Annotated in this window: 14 protein-coding genes; 9 read left to right on the top strand and 5 right to left on the bottom strand. The window is 40.4% G+C overall.

Translation table 11 applies throughout. From position 1 onward, the window contains the following. The first annotated feature begins 168 nt into the window (after positions 1-168). A complete protein-coding gene (locus AC3E9U_RS11315; protein WP_488747014.1) occupies positions 169-2,031 on the top strand; it encodes an ABC-F family ATP-binding cassette domain-containing protein in 1,863 nt (620 codons plus the stop codon). A gap of 85 nt (positions 2,032-2,116) precedes the next feature. Here AC3E9U_RS11315 and AC3E9U_RS11310 read toward each other — a convergent pair whose 3' ends face one another. After that, positions 2,117-3,667 carry an SDR family NAD(P)-dependent oxidoreductase gene (locus tag AC3E9U_RS11310; RefSeq protein ID WP_488747159.1) on the bottom strand — a complete coding sequence of 517 codons (1,551 nt, stop codon included), beginning with the start codon at positions 3,665-3,667 and terminating at the stop codon, positions 2,117-2,119. Positions 3,668-3,812: 145 nt separating this feature from the next. Between AC3E9U_RS11310 and AC3E9U_RS11305 the strand changes: the two genes are divergently transcribed. From AC3E9U_RS11305 to AC3E9U_RS11275, 7 genes are all read left to right on the top strand, one after another. Continuing rightward, the gene (locus AC3E9U_RS11305; RefSeq protein ID WP_488747013.1) at positions 3,813-4,583 is read left to right on the top strand and encodes an O-methyltransferase; all 771 of its coding nucleotides are present in this window, start codon (positions 3,813-3,815) and stop codon (positions 4,581-4,583) included. A gap of 34 nt (positions 4,584-4,617) precedes the next feature. Then, positions 4,618-5,247 carry a carbonic anhydrase gene (locus AC3E9U_RS11300; RefSeq protein ID WP_488747012.1) on the top strand — a complete coding sequence of 210 codons (630 nt, stop codon included), beginning with the start codon at positions 4,618-4,620 and terminating at the stop codon, positions 5,245-5,247. A 237-nt stretch (positions 5,248-5,484) separates the two neighbouring features. Further along, complete coding sequence (locus AC3E9U_RS11295; protein ID WP_488747011.1) at positions 5,485-6,180, top strand: ABC transporter ATP-binding protein; 696 nt, start codon at positions 5,485-5,487, stop codon at positions 6,178-6,180. Between the two features lie 385 nt (positions 6,181-6,565). Further along, positions 6,566-7,138 (top strand): cob(I)yrinic acid a,c-diamide adenosyltransferase, encoded by a 573-nt coding sequence (locus AC3E9U_RS11290; protein WP_488747010.1) that lies wholly within the window; start codon positions 6,566-6,568, stop codon positions 7,136-7,138. Positions 7,139-7,327: 189 nt separating this feature from the next. Beyond that, on the top strand, positions 7,328-7,549 hold the full coding sequence (locus AC3E9U_RS11285) for a DUF2795 domain-containing protein (protein ID WP_002986941.1): 222 nt from the start codon (positions 7,328-7,330) through the stop codon (positions 7,547-7,549). Positions 7,550-7,638: 89 nt separating this feature from the next. After that, entirely contained in the window at positions 7,639-11,004 is a 3,366-nt protein-coding gene (secA, locus tag AC3E9U_RS11280; RefSeq protein ID WP_488747009.1) for a preprotein translocase subunit SecA, read from the top strand. 82 nt (positions 11,005-11,086) lie between these two features. Next, positions 11,087-11,665 (top strand): hypothetical protein, encoded by a 579-nt coding sequence (locus AC3E9U_RS11275; RefSeq protein WP_488747008.1) that lies wholly within the window; start codon positions 11,087-11,089, stop codon positions 11,663-11,665. 75 nt (positions 11,666-11,740) lie between these two features. Here the strand turns inward: AC3E9U_RS11275 and AC3E9U_RS11270 are convergent, their stop codons facing one another. The 3 genes from AC3E9U_RS11270 to AC3E9U_RS11260 form a co-directional block, all read right to left on the bottom strand. Continuing rightward, positions 11,741-12,979, bottom strand: a complete 1,239-nt coding sequence (locus tag AC3E9U_RS11270) for a sialidase family protein (RefSeq protein WP_488747007.1) — start codon at positions 12,977-12,979, stop codon at positions 11,741-11,743. Continuing rightward, positions 12,969-15,137, bottom strand: coding sequence for a TonB-dependent receptor (locus tag AC3E9U_RS11265; RefSeq protein ID WP_488747006.1), 2,169 nt, complete (start codon positions 15,135-15,137; stop codon positions 12,969-12,971). Before AC3E9U_RS11265 ends, AC3E9U_RS11270 begins: the two co-directional genes overlap by 11 nt. 200 nt (positions 15,138-15,337) lie before the next feature. Then, positions 15,338-15,724: a hypothetical protein gene (locus AC3E9U_RS11260; protein WP_488747005.1), complete on the bottom strand. Its 387-nt coding sequence runs from the start codon at positions 15,722-15,724 to the stop codon at positions 15,338-15,340. A gap of 127 nt (positions 15,725-15,851) precedes the next feature. On the opposite strand from AC3E9U_RS11260, the gene AC3E9U_RS11255 reads away from it, so the two are divergent. Beyond that, complete coding sequence (locus AC3E9U_RS11255; RefSeq protein WP_488747004.1) at positions 15,852-16,253, top strand: hypothetical protein; 402 nt, start codon at positions 15,852-15,854, stop codon at positions 16,251-16,253. Between the two features lie 54 nt (positions 16,254-16,307). Here the strand turns inward: AC3E9U_RS11255 and AC3E9U_RS11250 are convergent, their stop codons facing one another. Then, a complete protein-coding gene (locus tag AC3E9U_RS11250) occupies positions 16,308-17,711 on the bottom strand; it encodes an FAD-binding oxidoreductase (protein WP_488747158.1) in 1,404 nt (467 codons plus the stop codon). Positions 17,712-17,754: the final 43 nt, after the last annotated feature.

Below are 17,754 nucleotides of genomic sequence, written 5' to 3'. Positions count from 1 at the left end.
TATTGAACTGTACGTAAACACTTAACAATGCAAATAAAAATTATCTGCAACCGACATCGCTATTAGCCTAAAGAAAACATAAACTCTCCTTGAATCACCGTTAATTGATTACTTTTGCACCCGAAACCTTTTTAGGTTCGAATTGTACGAAGTAAAAAAATATACCACGTGAATTATCTATCAGTCGAAAATATATCGAAATCATTCGGAGAGCGTACGCTGTTTGAAAACATTTCGTTTGGGATTAACAAAGACCAGAAAATCGCTTTTATTGCCAAAAACGGTTCGGGAAAAACCTGCATCATGAAGATTATCAACGGTGAGGATGAACCGGACACAGGTCAGGTTGTGGTGCGAAAGGACATCAAAATGGCGTTTTTGTCGCAGGATCATAATCTGCAGGATGAACTGACGATTGAAGAAAGCATTTTCGCTTCGGACAACGAGATTCTGAAGGTGATTGAGCAATATGAAAAAGCGTTGGAACATCCGGAAGATGAAGAAGCCTATCAAAAGGCTTTCGATAATATGGACCGACACAATGCCTGGGATTTTGAAACGCAATTCAAGCAGATTCTCTTCAAACTGAAGCTGGAAGATTTCAAACTGAAGGTAAAAAACCTTTCGGGTGGACAGAAAAAACGTTTATCACTAGCCATTATCCTAATTAACCGTCCGGATTTATTGATTCTGGACGAGCCAACCAACCACCTGGATCTGGAAATGATCGAATGGCTGGAAAGTTATTTTGCAAAAGAAAACATTACGTTGTTCATGGTGACGCACGACCGTTTCTTTTTGGAGCGCGTTTGCAACGAAATTATCGAATTGGACAACGGAAAATTATACCAATACAAAGGGAATTATTCCTATTATCTGGAGAAAAAAGAAGAGCGTATCGCTTCGGAAAATGCCACTATCGACAAGGCACAGAACCTTTTCGTGAAGGAATTGGCCTGGATGCGCCGCCAACCCAAAGCGCGTACGACCAAATCAAAATCGCGTCAGGATGATTTTTATAAAATAAAGGAAGTAGCTGAAAGCAGAAGAAAAGAAAACGTAGTCGAGCTGGAAATTAACATGGAGCGTATGGGAAGTAAGATTATCGAACTTCACAAAATCTCTAAAAAATTCGGCGACAAGGTTATTTTAAATGACTTTACTTTTGATTTTCAACGTGGAGCCCGAATCGGGATTATCGGTAAAAACGGAACGGGAAAATCAACTTTCCTGAATTTGTTAACCGGAACGATTCCTGCCGATAGCGGAAAAGTAGTTGTGGGTGATACTATCAAAATAGGTTATTACACCCAAAGCGGTATCAACCCGAAACCGGGACAACGCGTAATTGATATTATTAAAGAATACGGAGAATACATTCCGCTTGCAAAAGGAAGGATTATTTCGGCTTCGCAATTATTGGAGCGATTCCTTTTTGATGCTAAAAAACAATACGATTACGTAGAAAAACTAAGCGGTGGCGAACTGAAACGGTTGTATTTGTGTACGGTTTTGATTCAGAACCCGAACTTTTTGATTCTCGATGAGCCTACCAACGACTTGGACATCGTAACACTGAACGTTTTAGAAAGTTTCCTTTTGGATTATCCGGGATGTTTATTAGTTGTTTCTCACGACCGTTATTTCATGGATAAGATTGTAGATCATTTGTTTGTTTTCAGAGGCCAAGGAGAGATTGAAAACTTCCCTGGAAATTACTCCGATTTCAGAGCTTATGAAGACAGTGCCGATGTAGCCCAAAAAGAAGAAAACAAAGCCGAAAAGAAAGACTGGAAACAGCAAAACAACACTAGCGGCTTATCATTTAACGAGCAGAAAGAATTTCAGAAAATCGAACGCGAAATCAAAGATCTGGAAATCAAAAAGAAGGAAATCGAGCAATTGTTTTCGGAAGGAAAAGTAGCGGATGCCGATATTGAAAAGAAAGCCAACGAGTTGCAGAATGTCATCAAAAAAATAGAAGAAAAAGAAGAGCGTTGGTTTGAGTTATCCGCTAAAATTGAAGGATAAAAGAAGAATCAGCAATCACTAAAAAGTAAAAACCACAACAGAGTTACATTTGTTGTGGTTTTTTATTTACCTCTGAAACTGATTATTACCAGGAAATCGGCACATAATCTTTCAGGAATTTTCCGCTCCAGTGTTTTCCCGTATTAATACCGTCAAACAAAGGGTCCATAACCCTTGCCGCACCATCTACAATATCTAAAGGAGGCTGAAAATCTTCTTCCTCTTGCTTTCTTTTTGCCATTTCGGCCGGATCTTCATCAGTAACCCAGCCTGTATCAACAGCATTCATAAAAATACCCTGTTTTGCCAAAGCTCCCGCAGCAGTGTGGGTTAGCATATTCAGTGCGGCTTTAGCCATGTTGGTGTGCGGATGTCGGGCATCTTTGTAACCGTGGTAAAACTTGCCTTCCATTGCCGATACATTTATGATGTGTTTTTGTCCTGTGTTGTCTTTTTTCATTACTTCCGCAAGACGGTTACACAATACAAAAGGCGCCACAGCATTTACGAGTTGTACCTCTATCATTTCAGTCGTTTCTATTTCGCCCAGTTTTAAACGCCAGCTATTTGTTTTCCTTAAATCTACCTGTTGCAAATCGGCATCCAATTGCCCTTCGGGAAAAACTTCATTCGCTACCAGCGTATTATCGAACGAATAAGGAATTTGAGATAATTTAGCTGAAGCCCTCAACCCAATTCCGGGTTCGGGTCCGTGCCAGGTTACCGGCATATTCTGATTGGATGAAGCTCCTGCCGTCAGTACTTTCAATTCCTGTAAGCAACCGGTATGATCCGATAACAGATCCTGAACTTGTTTTGGTAATGACTCCACCGGTCGTTCTTCATTCTCCATTAAATGCGTATAAAATCCGGCAGGTCGTCGCACAGTTTGCGCAGCATTATTGATAAGGATATCCAAACGCCCGTATTTCTGTTCGATGAAATTGCAAAAGATTTCTACACTGGGAATATGTCGCAAATCCAATCCGTGGATTTTAAGTCGGTGTCCCCATTCCATAAAATCCGGTTCCTTTGCAAAACGCGCAGCCGAATCCACCGGAAAACGAGTTGTTGCAATCACAGTAGCTCCTCCGCGTAAAAGCATAAGCGTAATATGGTACCCAATTTTTAAACGGGAACCTGTAATAACGGCGATTTGTCCTTTTACATTGGCCGTTTGAAAACGTTTGGCATAATTAAAATCACCACAATCGGTACACATAGTATCATAAAAATGGTGCATTTTCGTAAACGGAGTTTTGCACACGTAACAATTTCTTGGCGTTTCCAATTCCAATTGCTCTTTATTGGCAAGATCTGAAATTGACAGTAATTTTGGTGCCACAAACACACTTACTTCACGGGCCGTACGGATTCCGGTTTCTTTACGGGCCGTTTTGTCTTTAGTTTCTTTTTTACGCTTGGCAGCTAATTTTCCGTCTTTTTTTCTGCGTGAAAGTTCATCGCGATCAGGTCTCGAAAATTGTCCTGCCGCTTTAATCAAAGCAGTTCTTTGTGCTTTCGGAATATCAAATATCTGATCGGTATCCGTATTTAATTGCGTCAGTAAAGCGATGCATTTCTCGATTTCTTCCGAGGTTATTGCCTGCTTATTTTCTGTCTCATCCATCGTCATCATAAAAAATATCTTTTCTGGCCGAACCGCCAAGGCTGCAAATATAGTTTTAAAATCCGGTTTCAACTTTTTACCGGAAAAGATTGAATGATTCTAAAATGGCTTTGTATCTTCGTCCTTTCTTTTTGAAACCCTGCCTACTATTATGATCAAATCGTATATCAACTTCCTTTGGAATTCCAAGAATCAGCACGGAGTACATTCGCCGTTCGTATATTCTTTGGTAACAAAGTGCTTTTACGATAAAAAAACAAAACCGGAATACAAGCTATTAAAGCAATACCGAAACGATTTGCTTCAGAACAAGAATACGATTGAAGTAACAGATTTCGGAGCGGGTTCACGTGTTTTTAAATCCAATACCCGTCAGATTTCAAAAATTGCACAAACAGCGGGAATTACTCCGAAAAGAGCCAAATTGTTATTCCGAATCGTAAATTATCTACAACCGGAAACCATGCTGGAAATCGGCACTTCATTAGGATTGGCAACGTCAGCCTTATCATTAGGAAATCCGAAAGCTAAAATTATCACGTTGGAAGGCTGCCCGGAAACTTCGGGAGTAGCACAAAAACAGTTCGAGAAATTCAAATTAAAAAATATTGAATCCGTCGTAACCGAATTCACGGAATACCTGAAAAGCTGTCAACCGAAGGCAGAACACTACCAACTGATTTACTTCGACGGCAATCATTCCAAAAAAGCCACTTTAGACTATTTCGAGCTATTGCTTCCGACCATAACCAACGAAACGGTATGGATTTTCGACGACATCCACTGGTCTTCCGAAATGGACGAAGCCTGGGAAATCATAAAAAAACACCCGAAAGTAAAAGTGACCATCGATACATTTCAATGGGGATTAGTATTTTTCCGAAACGAACAGGAAAGAGAAGATTTCGTGATCCGAAGTTAAGTTTTTAGTATTTTTGATGTTCAAAGCAACAGAAATGGACATAAATCAGATTTTCGAAAACAACCGCTCGTGGATTGCCCGACAACTGCAAAACGACGAACACTTTTTTGAAAAATTATCCGAAGGACAAGCGCCTGAATTTCTTTATATCGGGTGTTCCGACAGTCGCGTAACCGCCGAAGAATTAATGGGCGTCTCTCCCGGTCAGGTCTTCGTGCACCGCAATATTGCCAACATGATTCCAAATACCGATCTTAATTCGATGTCGGTCATTAATTATGCTGTCGTTCAATTGAAAGTCAATCATATCATAGTTTGCGGGCATTACGGATGCGGGGGAGTGAAAGCAGCGATGCAGCAGTCGGACTTGGGAATACTCAATCCGTGGCTGAGAAACATTCGCGATGTATACCGAATGCACAAAAAAGAACTAAACACAATCGAAAACGAAGAAAATCGATACCGAAGGCTGACGGAGCTAAACGTTATGGAACAGTGCATCAACATCATCAAAACCGCCGAAGTCCAAAAAGCCAGTGACGAAAGAAATTTAAAGGTCCACGGATGGATTTTTGACATTCATACCGGAAAACTGATCGACTTAAAAATCGACTTTCCTAAAATCATGGAAGGAATTAAAGAGATTTACAGAATAACACAGTAAGCGGTGCAAGTAGGAATTTTAACAAACAAATAACGTCGAAAAAAATCATAACTATTTAAAAATCAGTATATTTGTTATGCTTTAAATCACATCTGCAGATGATTAACAGCAATCATACTTTTTTTAACTCCCCATCTTATCAATGGGGAGTTTTTTTTTAAATCTGGTGTAACAATTTCCGGATACGCACTACTTATACCCTATAAAATTCGCTTTTGAACTTTAAAACCGAAAACTGTGAAAACGTCTCATCCTATCATTGACATAAAAGGTATTACCCGTGATTTCCCGCTTGGAAACGAAATTGTTTACGTACTGAAAGGTATTGACCTGCAAATCCATAAAGGGGAGTATGTTGCCCTGATGGGACCTTCAGGTTCGGGAAAATCCACACTGATGAACCTATTAGGATGTTTGGACACACCAACTGCCGGCACCTATGTTTTAAACGGAAAAGACGTCAGCAAAATGGAAGACGACGAATTAGCCGGAATTCGTAATAAGGAAATCGGTTTCGTATTCCAAACCTTTAATCTTATGCCGCGCACAACCGCATTGGACAATGTAGCTTTACCGATGATTTATGCAGGGCATAACAAAGAAAGTAGAACAAAACGTGCTACTACTGTTCTGAAGCAAGTTGGATTGGGCGATCGTATGGATCACAAACCGAATCAGCTTTCAGGAGGACAGCGCCAGCGTGTAGCGGTTGCAAGAGCTTTAGTGAACCACCCGTCAATCATCCTTGCCGATGAACCTACCGGAAACCTTGACAGCAAAACTTCTGTGGAGATCATGAACCTTTTTGATGAAATTCACGCGAACGGAAATACCGTAATTCTGGTTACCCACGAAGAAGATATCGCGAAACACGCGCACCGCATCATCCGTTTGAAAGACGGAATCATTGAAAGCGACAATCCGAACAGATAGCAGAAGGCAGATTTCAGTATTCAGTATTCAGTTAGCAGTAAACAGATAGCAGAGGGCCGATTACGGAAAAATTCTATCTGAAAATCCGCAAAAAATCTGTATTCCCAAATTTTTTTTTTGAAGCGAATGGCTCGGGCTTTATCAATAAACCCTATTCCCGCCATCCGTTTTACACGGTGCCACTACTGTCGGGGCTAAAGAGTTTTTGTCTTTTGTGTTTGGAAACTCTTAAGAAACCTCAGTTACTTAGCGACTCAGTTACTCAGAACCTTAAAAAAGTCTCTCAGAAGCAAATATCCCAATCTCTATCAGGATTTGTCTCTTTTTTTACAAACTCCTCAGAAAACTCAGTAACTTAGCAACTTTGACACTAAGCAACTAAAATATGAAAGTATATACCAAGACCGGAGACAAGGGAACCACGGCTCTTTTCGGTGGAACACGCGTTCCGAAACACCATATCCGCATCGAAAGCTACGGAACTGTTGACGAGTTAAACTCTTATATCGGACTTATCCGCGATCAGGATATCAACCCGCTGTACAAAAACGTATTGATCGAAATACAGGACCGTCTTTTTACCGTTGGAGCCATTTTAGCCACACCGCCGGAAAAAGAAATACTTAAAAACGGGCAGCAGCGCCTGAATATCAACCGTATTTCAGAAGAAGACGTGCAGTTTCTTGAAAATGAAATCGACACAATGGATACTTCCCTTCCGCCAATGACACATTTTGTACTGCCCGGAGGCCACACTACTGTGTCATATTGTCATATTGCACGCTGTGTTTGCCGCCGCGCCGAGCGTTTAGCCACGCATCTTAACGAATTAGAACCGACAGATGTGCAGGTTCTAACCTATCTAAACCGACTTTCTGACTACCTTTTCGTATTGGCACGAAAGTTGTCCCACGACTTGCACGCTGACGAAGTGAAATGGATACCCAGAAAACAGTAGTCAGCAAGCAGAACGCAGTAAGAAGTATTTTGCTGACAGATTTCAATTTACAATTCGAAATCTGCAGCCTGAAATCTAAAATATGCGGTCTGAACAAGACGTTCTTAACTTTTTTTAAAATAAAAGAAATTTTACTTGATTTTTTCAGTATAAAATTTATTTTTGCATAAAACTATAAATCAATCAAAGATGTATTGGACATTAGAATTGGCATCGTATTTAAGTGATGCCCCGTGGCCAGCCACAAAAGATGAGCTTATCGACTATGCTATCCGAACTGGAGCTCCACTGGAGGTAGTGGAAAACTTACAGTCAATAGAAGACGAAGGTGAAATCTACGAATCAATGGAAGAGATATGGCCAGATTATCCAACCGACGAAGATTATCTTTGGAACGAGGATGAATATTAAAAAATAAAGCACAGCTAAAAAGTCTCTCACGAGGCTTTTTTTTTGTGTAAATTTGCAGACTATTATTAGAATATAAACCAAACCAGATTATGAGTTTCATAAACAGCATATTAAAAGCTTTTGTGGGTGACAAATCCCAGAAAGACGTAAAGGCAATTCAACCGATTATTGCCAAGGTTAAATCATACGAAAGTGCTTTAGCAGCCTTATCGAATGACGACCTAAGAGCAAAAACAACCTATTTTAAGGATCAGATCAAAAAAGCCCGTGCTGAAAAAGATGCTAAAATAGAAGCTTTAAGACAAGAAGTTGAGGCTACGGAAGACATCGACAAAAGAGAAGATATTTATGCTGCCATCGATGCTATCGAAAAAGAAGCTTATGAAATCTCAGAAAACATATTAACGGAAATCCTTCCGGAAGCGTTTGCCGTGGTTAAGGAAACTGCGCGTCGTTTCAAGGAAAATACACAAATCACCGTTAAAGCGACTCCAAAAGACCGCGAATTATCGGCGACAAAATCATACATCACGCTTGAAGGAGACAACGCCGTTTGGGCAAACTCCTGGGATGCTGCCGGAAAAGCCATCACTTGGGACATGATCCACTATGATGTACAGTTAATCGGTGGTACCGTTCTGCACCAAGGTAAAATTTCCGAGATGCAGACAGGAGAAGGTAAAACATTGGTAGCAACGTTACCGATCTACCTAAATGCCTTGACCGGAAACGGAGTACACTTGGTAACCGTGAACGACTACCTTGCAAAACGTGACAGCACATGGAAAGCGCCTTTGTTCGAGTTCCACGGACTTACTGTTGACTGTATCGACAACCACCAGCCAAACACCGATGCAAGACGAAAAGCTTATGAAGCTGATATCACTTACGGAACGAACAACGAATTCGGTTTCGATTACTTAAGAGATAACATGGCACATACGCCGGGTGAATTGGTACAAAGAAAACACAACTACGCGATTGTCGATGAGGTGGATTCCGTATTGATCGATGATGCCCGTACACCGTTAATCATTTCAGGTCCGGTTCCTCAGGGTGACCGTCACGAATTCAACGAATTAAAACCGAAGATCGAAAACCTTTATAACCTTCAGCGTCAGCTAGCTAACGGTTTCCTTACGGAAGCAAAACGCTTGATGAAAGAAGGAAATACAAAAGACGCCGGATTCCAGGTATTAAGAGCTTACCGTGCTTTACCGAAAAATAAAGCATTGATCAAATTCTTATCGGAAGAAGGTGTTAAACAATTGCTTCAGAAAACAGAAAACGAATACATGCAGGACAACAACCGCAAAATGCCGATTGTTGACGAAGCTTTGTATTTTGTAATCGAAGAAAAAAACAACCAGGTAGAATTAACGGACAACGGAATCAAATTCCTTTCTCAGGATACTTCCGATGATTTCTTCGTCCTACCGGATATCGGGACTGAAATTGCCAATATCGAAAAACAAAAACTTTCAAAAGAAGCTGAAGCTGAAGTAAAAGAACAACTGTTCCAGGACTTTTCAATTAAAAGTGAGCGTATCCATACATTAACGCAGCTTTTAAAAGCCTATACGCTATTCGAAAAAGACACGGAATACGTTATCATGGATAACAAAATCCTTATCGTAGACGAACAAACCGGTCGTATCATGGATGGTCGTCGTTATTCCGACGGTTTACACCAGGCGATCGAAGCGAAAGAAAACGTAAAAATTGAAGCTGCTACGCAGACTTTCGCAACTATTACATTACAGAATTACTTCCGTATGTACAGTAAATTGGCGGGAATGACCGGTACTGCTGTTACAGAAGCAGGTGAGTTCTGGGAAATTTACAAATTAGACGTAGTAGAAATTCCTACCAACAGAGGAATTGCACGTAAAGATAAAGAGGATTTGATCTACCGTACGGTTCGTGAGAAATTCAACGCTGTTGCGGAAGACGTTCAGGAAATTGCCGCTTCAGGAAGACCGGTATTGATAGGTACAACTTCGGTAGAAATTTCCGAATTATTAAGCCGAATGCTGAAAATGCGCGGTGTACAGCACAATGTATTGAACGCGAAATTACACAAACAAGAAGCTCAAATAGTTGCCGAAGCCGGTAATGCCGGTGTAGTAACCATCGCAACCAACATGGCAGGTCGTGGTACCGATATTAAATTGTCGCCGGAAGTAAAAGCGGCAGGCGGTTTAGCGATTATCGGAACAGAACGTCACGATTCACGACGTGTAGACCGTCAGTTACGTGGTCGTGCGGGACGTCAGGGAGATCCGGGAACTTCTCAGTTCTACGTTTCTTTGGAAGACAACTTAATGCGTTTGTTCGGTTCAGAGCGTGTAGCGAAAATCATGGACAGAATGGGAATCAAAGAAGGTGAAGTAATTCAACACTCTATGATGACTAAATCGATCGAAAGAGCTCAGAAAAAAGTAGAAGAAAACAACTTTGGTACACGTAAACGTCTATTGGAATACGATGACGTAATGAACGCACAACGTGAAGTGGTTTACAAACGTCGTCGTCATGCATTGCACGGAGAACGCTTGAAAGTGGATTTAGCAAACATGATGTACGATTTGGCTGAATTGATTGTGGAAAACAACAAAATCACCAAAGATTTCAAAAACTTCGAATTCGAATTAATCCGTCATTTTGCTATCGAGTCACCGGTTTCAGAAAGTGATTTCAACCGACTTACCGAAATCGAGTTAGCAGGTAAAGTATATAAAGCAGCATTAAAACAATATGATGCTAAACAGGATCGTAATGCAAGAGATGCTTATGCCGTAATTAAAAATGTTTACGAAAACAATAACGGTCAGTTTGAACGTATCGTAGTTCCGTTTACAGATGGTATCAAAACGCTTAATGTGGTAACTGATTTAGAGAAATCATACCTTTCTGAAGGGAAAACACTTTTAAACGATTTCGAAAAGAACATCACTTTAGCGATCGTGGATGAAGCCTGGAAAAAACACCTTCGTAAAATGGACGAATTGAAACAATCGGTTCAGTTAGCAGTTCACGAACAAAAGGATCCATTGTTGATTTACAAATTCGAAGCGTTCAACTTATTCAAGAAAATGTTGGACGGTATCAATAAAGAAGTGATTTCGTTCCTTTTCAAAGGGGATTTACCTTCACAAAACCCGAATAATATTCAGGAAGCACACGAAGTACCGGTTCAGGAAGATTACACTATTTCAAAAGAAGAAGTGTTAAACATTGATGAAATGGCTGCCAAACAGCATGAAGCTCAAATGCAGCAACAGCAACAACAGCACCATCATGTTACTGAAACCATTGTACGTGATCAACCTAAAATCAACCGCAACGACAACGTAACAATCAAACACGTTATGAGCGGAAAAACGGAAACCATGAAATTCAAAAAAGCGGAACCTATGTTAGCTTCAGGAGAATGGATTGTCGTTAACGAATAAAAAGGATCACTTTTGATAAATATATCCCCAATTACGGTTGTAATTGGGGATTTTTGTTATATTTATCCAAACATTTCCCCAAATGAAATTAAAAATCATCCTTTTTGCGCTGCTAATCGCCGTAAATATTTCCGCACAATCGGTAGACGAGTTGAGGCGTGATACGAAAGCGCTCTATGATGCGACCTACACTATGTCATTTGACAAGATGCTCGATTTTACCTACCCGCTTGTTTTCAAATTTGTGGAACGGGCTGATATGTACGGCAGCTTAGACAGTTCTTTCGACAATGACACTTACAGTATTCGTTATCTGTACTCCACCCCTCATTTTAGCTATTCGGACATCCAGATGACCGACAATGGCTTATACTGTGTCATAAGTTATGAGAATTCAATTCTGATGACCTACAAACAACCGATTACCAATGAAGCGACCCTAAAAAAGATAACAGAAGCACTGCATAAAACCTTTCCGGATTCCATAATACGTTTCGAAAAAGAACGCAATGCCTTTAATATCATTAAAACGGACAAACTGGTTGCGATTTCAGATGACTTTACCGAAGGAAAATGGAAATTCATTAGTTTCGACCCTAATTACAAGGAACTACTTGATGCGGTCATCACCGAACGAATAAGAAAACAATTGGGTTTATAATAAAAAGCAAAATCCCCAATCACTATTGCAATTGGGGATTTTTATATTGTTAACACAAATTTTTCCCAGGCAATTCTATTTATTTGGTTCCCGATTTTCCAGCGAAACTATTTTATAACACACTTTTTCATCCTTACCACCCTGACTCCAGGCCACAAGAACTTCCGTTTCGTTCAAAGGCTTCACAATTGGAAATGTCGCATTGCCTTCATTAGAAGTTACAAATTTTGTTTCCACAACTTCGCCGTTTTTGGCTCTGTGCTGTAATCCTATCCTATTGAAATAATCTCCGTTGATTTCCCCATTTTCATCCCATACTACCACAACATTTTTATTATTCAAAGTTGAAATTTGAGGATGTTTTGCCGATGGATTTTTACTGACATTATCCCGTTTTGAAAAACTGATTCCGTTGTCTGAGGAATTGGCATAAAATACTCCTGCCCCTCCACCCATCGTAAACCAGGCAAAGTGCAATCCGTTTTCATTTTGTGTCATTGTCGGACCGGTGTGCGGGCAGCCGTTTATTTTCCAGTTGTCGGCACTAATTCGCTTAGGTTCAGAAAAAGTCTTTCCATTATCTGAAGAATGACTCAATACCATATCGCGAATCTCTTCGTTGATTATATCTCGGTAAGCGGCATAAATAATTCCATTTTTCCCGACGTACAATTCGGTTCTGCAACATTGACAAATCGTTTCGCCAATCGCTTTTTCATTCTGAAAACCGGTTTTTCCTTTGGTGGCTGCATAATACATAGTAGAACCTTCCAAATCAGTTGTACTTCTGTTATCCAGCCAAATAATCGCTACTTCTCCGTTAGGTAGCAGGTCGACGTCAAAATAACGCTGATCGATTCCGTTTTCATCCTTAACCAGTCGTGTAGCCGGCGTCCAGTTCTTTCCACCGTCAAACGATTGGGAATACTGTATCAGTCCGGCGTATTTTTTCTTTGGTGACGCATTATCAATTCCCCAAACCGCAATAATTTCTCCATCAGGTTTAAATATCACCTTAGGTATATTCTCCCCGTGCAATTCCACGCCTTTACTGGCCGGAATTTCAACAGCCGTACCAAATTTCTTATCTGCAGAATTGAAAACCGAATAACTAAAAACAGCCTCCTTCCCTTCTGCTTCCTTCCCGAAACTCAATATAATCCTCCCCTTGTTATCCGAAGTAAAAAAAGGACAACTTGTTCTGGAACCTGCTTCCGAAACAATTGATTTTATTTCCGAGGTTGCACTCTGTGAATTACCGTTTTGCGATGCGAACAAGACGATCGCTAAAACAAAAAGAAGCTTATTTTTCATTTGTTTTTTTCTTGTTTAGTTGGAAATTATATTGCAATCCAAAAATGAATGTTCGGGGTGCTGCTGCCGTATAACTTGACGTTGATGTAGCAGAATTGCCTCTGGTAACATTGTAAGCGTATAATCTATCCGTAAAGTTAAGAACATTCGTATACAACTCAAATCCTTTATATAAATATCCGATTCGGCCGTTAAACACATTGTATCCGTCATATTTTACGGTATTGACCTGATTCTGATACCAACTTGAAACAACCTGCCATTCAATTGCCGCTCTAAAATTTGGCAACCATTTCGGATAATAACTGACTTCCGAATTCCCGATCCAATTAGGAGCCGACGGCATTTCAAGACCATCTAAATTCTTAACCGGATCTGTCGGTTTATCGGACACTTTAAAATCTACGAAAGTATGTTTGGCATAAGTCCCCCCAATTCGAATCTTAAACTGATTACTCGGACAGAAGTTAACAGCCATTTCAACACCTTTATGCAGTGTTTTTCCCGCCGAACGATAATCGGTTGAATTGTCAGGCATACGGATGCTTAGCAATTCGTTTTTACCTTCCATGTAATAAAGCGAATACTCAATCTCTACTTTTCGCTGCCAGAATCGGAACCACCCGCCCACTTCGAAGTTATTGAATGTAGCCGGTTCCAGATTATAATAAAATTCGGCCGGAACTCCCGTGCTTCCGCCTGTTCCCGGCTTCGCCCTGAAAATGGAAGTCAATCCCGGAGGCGCAAATCCCTGTGAGTAATTCTCATAAAATCCTGCAAACGACCATGGGTTAAAATTAACCCCTTCTTTGAATGTAAACTGATCATATGTTTTGCTACCGGTGGATTGGTCAATATTGTTGTTATAATCAAAACTCATATTGTCATAACGGGCGCCGCCGGTAATAATCAGAGTTTTAACCGGTTTAAAGCTCAATTGCACAAACCCTGCTGTATTGTAAATTCTGGCATTGTAGTCCGCCAATTTAATATCAGGACGCTCTTCAATGATTTCATAACTGCTTACAGTTTGTCCACCCGGATTCAAATTAGCTTTTAAATCAACCTGATACGCATTATAATCTACGGGAGAATTATCGAACAAGCCTCCGAAAACCATTGAAGCCTTTAATCGTTCTATTTTTTGACTGTGTTGCGCCAGTACACCATAACTTTTAAAATTATTGGAATTGACCTCGCCTTTTGCTGTGGTTTGTCCCTGCGTCCATTTTATGGCGAATGAAGGGTTCTGACCCAATTCATTATCTCTGGTGAAAGCTGTTACTGATGTCTGCGCGTTCTTATTCCAGTCTTTTTCAAAAGTTACTCTGCTGCGTAAAGCTTCTGATTTTCTATAAGTGAAGTCCGTAGTGCTTTTATAGGTTCTGTTGTAAAAATCCGCTTCATTAACAGTTCCGCTCATATCCGAATAGTAATTTCCGTAGAATAAAGTCCAGATTAAACGCGTGGTCGAGTTGATATTATAGTCGATTCTTGCATTGATATTATCTTTATTGTAATCAGAAAAAGTCATCCACGAATCCCGCTGTGCGCTGCTAAGTCCTGCCACATGGAATCCAACTTTACCGACGGTTCCACTAGCGGCCGCCTGTAATCTCATATAGCCCCATTGGTCGGCCTGTAAGCCTAGTTTCATATCCGATTGTGGGGCGGGTTTCATCGAAATTAAATTCACGGCACCACCTACTGCCTCCGGTCCGTAAAGTGAGGAAACCGGCCCTCGAACCACTTCAATATTCTGTAAGTTAAACTGATTGATCTCTAAAAGCGCATTGTGGTTGAAAACCCCCATTGGGCGGATTGACAAACCATCTTCCAAGTATAAATAATACGGATTGGTAGTCATTGGCTGACGAATAGCCATCTGATGCTGTTCATTCCCAAGATTAACCATTAAAACACCCGGCACTTTATTCACGATTTCATAAACCGCTGTGGCTTTGGTTTCATTAATTGTTTTCTGAGTTACTTTTGAAATCGCTACCGGCACTTCCCTTTTTAAACTGGCGCCGCGATTAGCTGTAATGACAACCGTTTCAAGTTGTTTGTGATTTATTGCAACTGAATCCTTTTCTGTTTTGTTCTGACCGTACATCATTTGTCCTATGATCAATACGGCAAGGAATATTTTTTTCATTTTTGTGTTAATTATTGCAGCTGCTATGCCATTGATAAAATCAATGAATAGTGTGCTCCATGAGAGAATAATGGAAAGGAACCTAAATAATTATCCTGCAAGCGGCCGCACGATGTTGTCGGATTACTCCAAAACACTGTACTACCAAGCCTAAGCCAAAAGTTGGCTCAAACGGATAAGATTAAAGTGAAATACAACAATTAAACGGCGGGTGGGTGAAAAACGGCACAGGCGTTTTCATAAAGGTACAAATCGGAATAGTTCGCGTTGATTCTTTTTTGAACCGGGAAATTCAGATTTACTATTTCAAAGGAAGATGATTTTTCTAAAAAAAGGATTTCGAATTCCGAATGTGACGTTTTTTTATCCTTCGAAGCCGGATTGTCGTTTTCGGACGCTTTTGCCAATTCCTTCATCAAATGACACTTCCCGTTACATTTCAGTTCCGGTTTGGCTTTGTTCTCACAAAGTTCTTTCACAATGTAATCGTAATTCAGCACGTATTCCAACACCGGAAGCACCGGCTTCAGGGCGAAAAAGAATACGAGAATCACAATTGCATTTTTCATGGGATAAAGATACTTCATAATTCTTTTGTCAAACCTGATTTTTATCAGATTTGCGCAAATTCAACATCTATCCGACTTAAAAAGAAAGGAAATCGCTTTAATCAATATCAAAAAAGCTACTTTTGTAATCCAATCAGAACGAAAAATGTTAAACATTTCCACATACAATACTTTTTTTGATGCCGTTAAAACCAGCATTGCCGACGGCACCTTTGCAAAACTGACATTAACAAAAACGATCGGCCGACCGGAACTGCAGAACATTTATGTGAGAACAGCTGTAGAAGATGGTGTATTAAAATTATCCGTCATCCACAAAATTTACAATGAAGGGCTGCAGGAAATTGAAAAAATCGTGGATTTGGAGGCAATGGAAACCGAACTGGTACCTTACATCAACAATCCGTTTATGTGGGTTTTATTGTTTACCACTGAAGCCGACATCACCATGAAATTAAACAAAAAACGAATCGCTACCATTACGGAACAACCGCCGACGTTTAAAAATCCGGATGCGGTTTTGGCAGAATTCCTGAACAATCACTAAAAATAAAAAGGGCTGAAAAGAAAATTTCAGCCCTTTTTATTTTTATAACTTCACTTAAAGTCGGTCCGGAAAAATCTTCCCCGGATTCAATATCGTATTCGGATCAAAAACCTGTTTGATACTTTTCATCAATTGCAGTTGTGTATCAGAAAAGGCAATATCCATAAAATTCTTCTGCACATAACCGATACCGTGCTCTCCTGATAAGGTTCCTTTTAACGAAACGGTCAGTTCAAAGATTTCGCGGATGCCTTTGGGAACTTCAGTTTTCCAGTTTTCGTCGGTCATATTCGCTTTGATGATGTTCACATGCAGGTTACCGTCGCCGGCATGACCATAGCAAACCGATTTGAATCCGTATTTATTCCCTATTTCCTTGATTCCTTTTAATAATGTCGGTAATTCATAACGAGGCACCACCGTATCTTCTTCTTTGTAAACCGAATTGGATTTTACCGCTTCCGCAACGCCACGGCGCATTCTCCAAAGTGCATTTTTCTGATCTTCAGTATCAGCAAAAAGGATTTCGTCAATCTCGAAATTTTCAACTACGCCCATTATTTTCTCAGCTTCGAGCATTAAAACATCCGGGTAATTTCCGTCCACTTCGATTAACAGATGCGCTTCGATATTATCCTTGATATCCACATTCACGCCTTCAATGAACTTGATTGCCCAATCAATAGCATCGCGCTCCATGAACTCCAACGCACTCGGAACTACCCCGGCTCTGAAAATCGCTGAAACTGCTTCACATGCCTGTTCGGCTTTGTAAAACGGCACTAACATTAATACGTTATGGGAATTCTTCGGCAACAGTTTCAGAACAATTTTGGTGATAATTCCTAATGTCCCTTCACTCCCGACCATCAGCTGCGTCAGATTGTAACCTGTTGAATTTTTAAGCGTATTGGCGCCTGTCCAGATGATTTCTCCAGTTGGCAGCACCACTTCCAGATTTAAAACATAGTCTTTGGTAACTCCGTATTTCACGGCTCTTGCACCACCCGCATTTTCGGCTATATTTCCACCAATGAAACAACTGCCACGACTGCTTGGATCTACCGGATAGAACAGACTTTTTTCTAAAACAGTATCCTGCAAAACCTGTGTGATAACGGCCGGTTCGGTGGTAACCTGGAGGTTTTTTTCGTCGATTTCGATGATCTTATTCAGACGGTCGGTGGATAAAGCAATGCCCTGATGAATGCTCAATGCACCACCGCTCAAACCCGTTCTTCCACCAATGGGAACTACTGGGATTTTATATTCGTTGGCTATTTTTACAATTTCAGAAATTTCCTGAGCCGAAGCCGGTTTTACCACTACAGAAGGTGGAAAAACATAATCTTCGGTTTCGTCGTGACCGTAATTATTTCGGGTTTCCTCATCGGTAAAAACGAAAGAGGCTCCGACTATATTTTGAAGTTTTTGAAGTATTTCGGGTGTGATTTGCATTGTCATAACTAAGTATCAAAGTATGTTAAGTGTCAAAGTTACA

It is taken from the genome of Flavobacterium sp. 21.1 (genome assembly GCF_057801535.1).
Note: the sequence above shows the minus strand (reverse complement) of the source record. Positions and strands in the feature narration are given on the sequence as shown.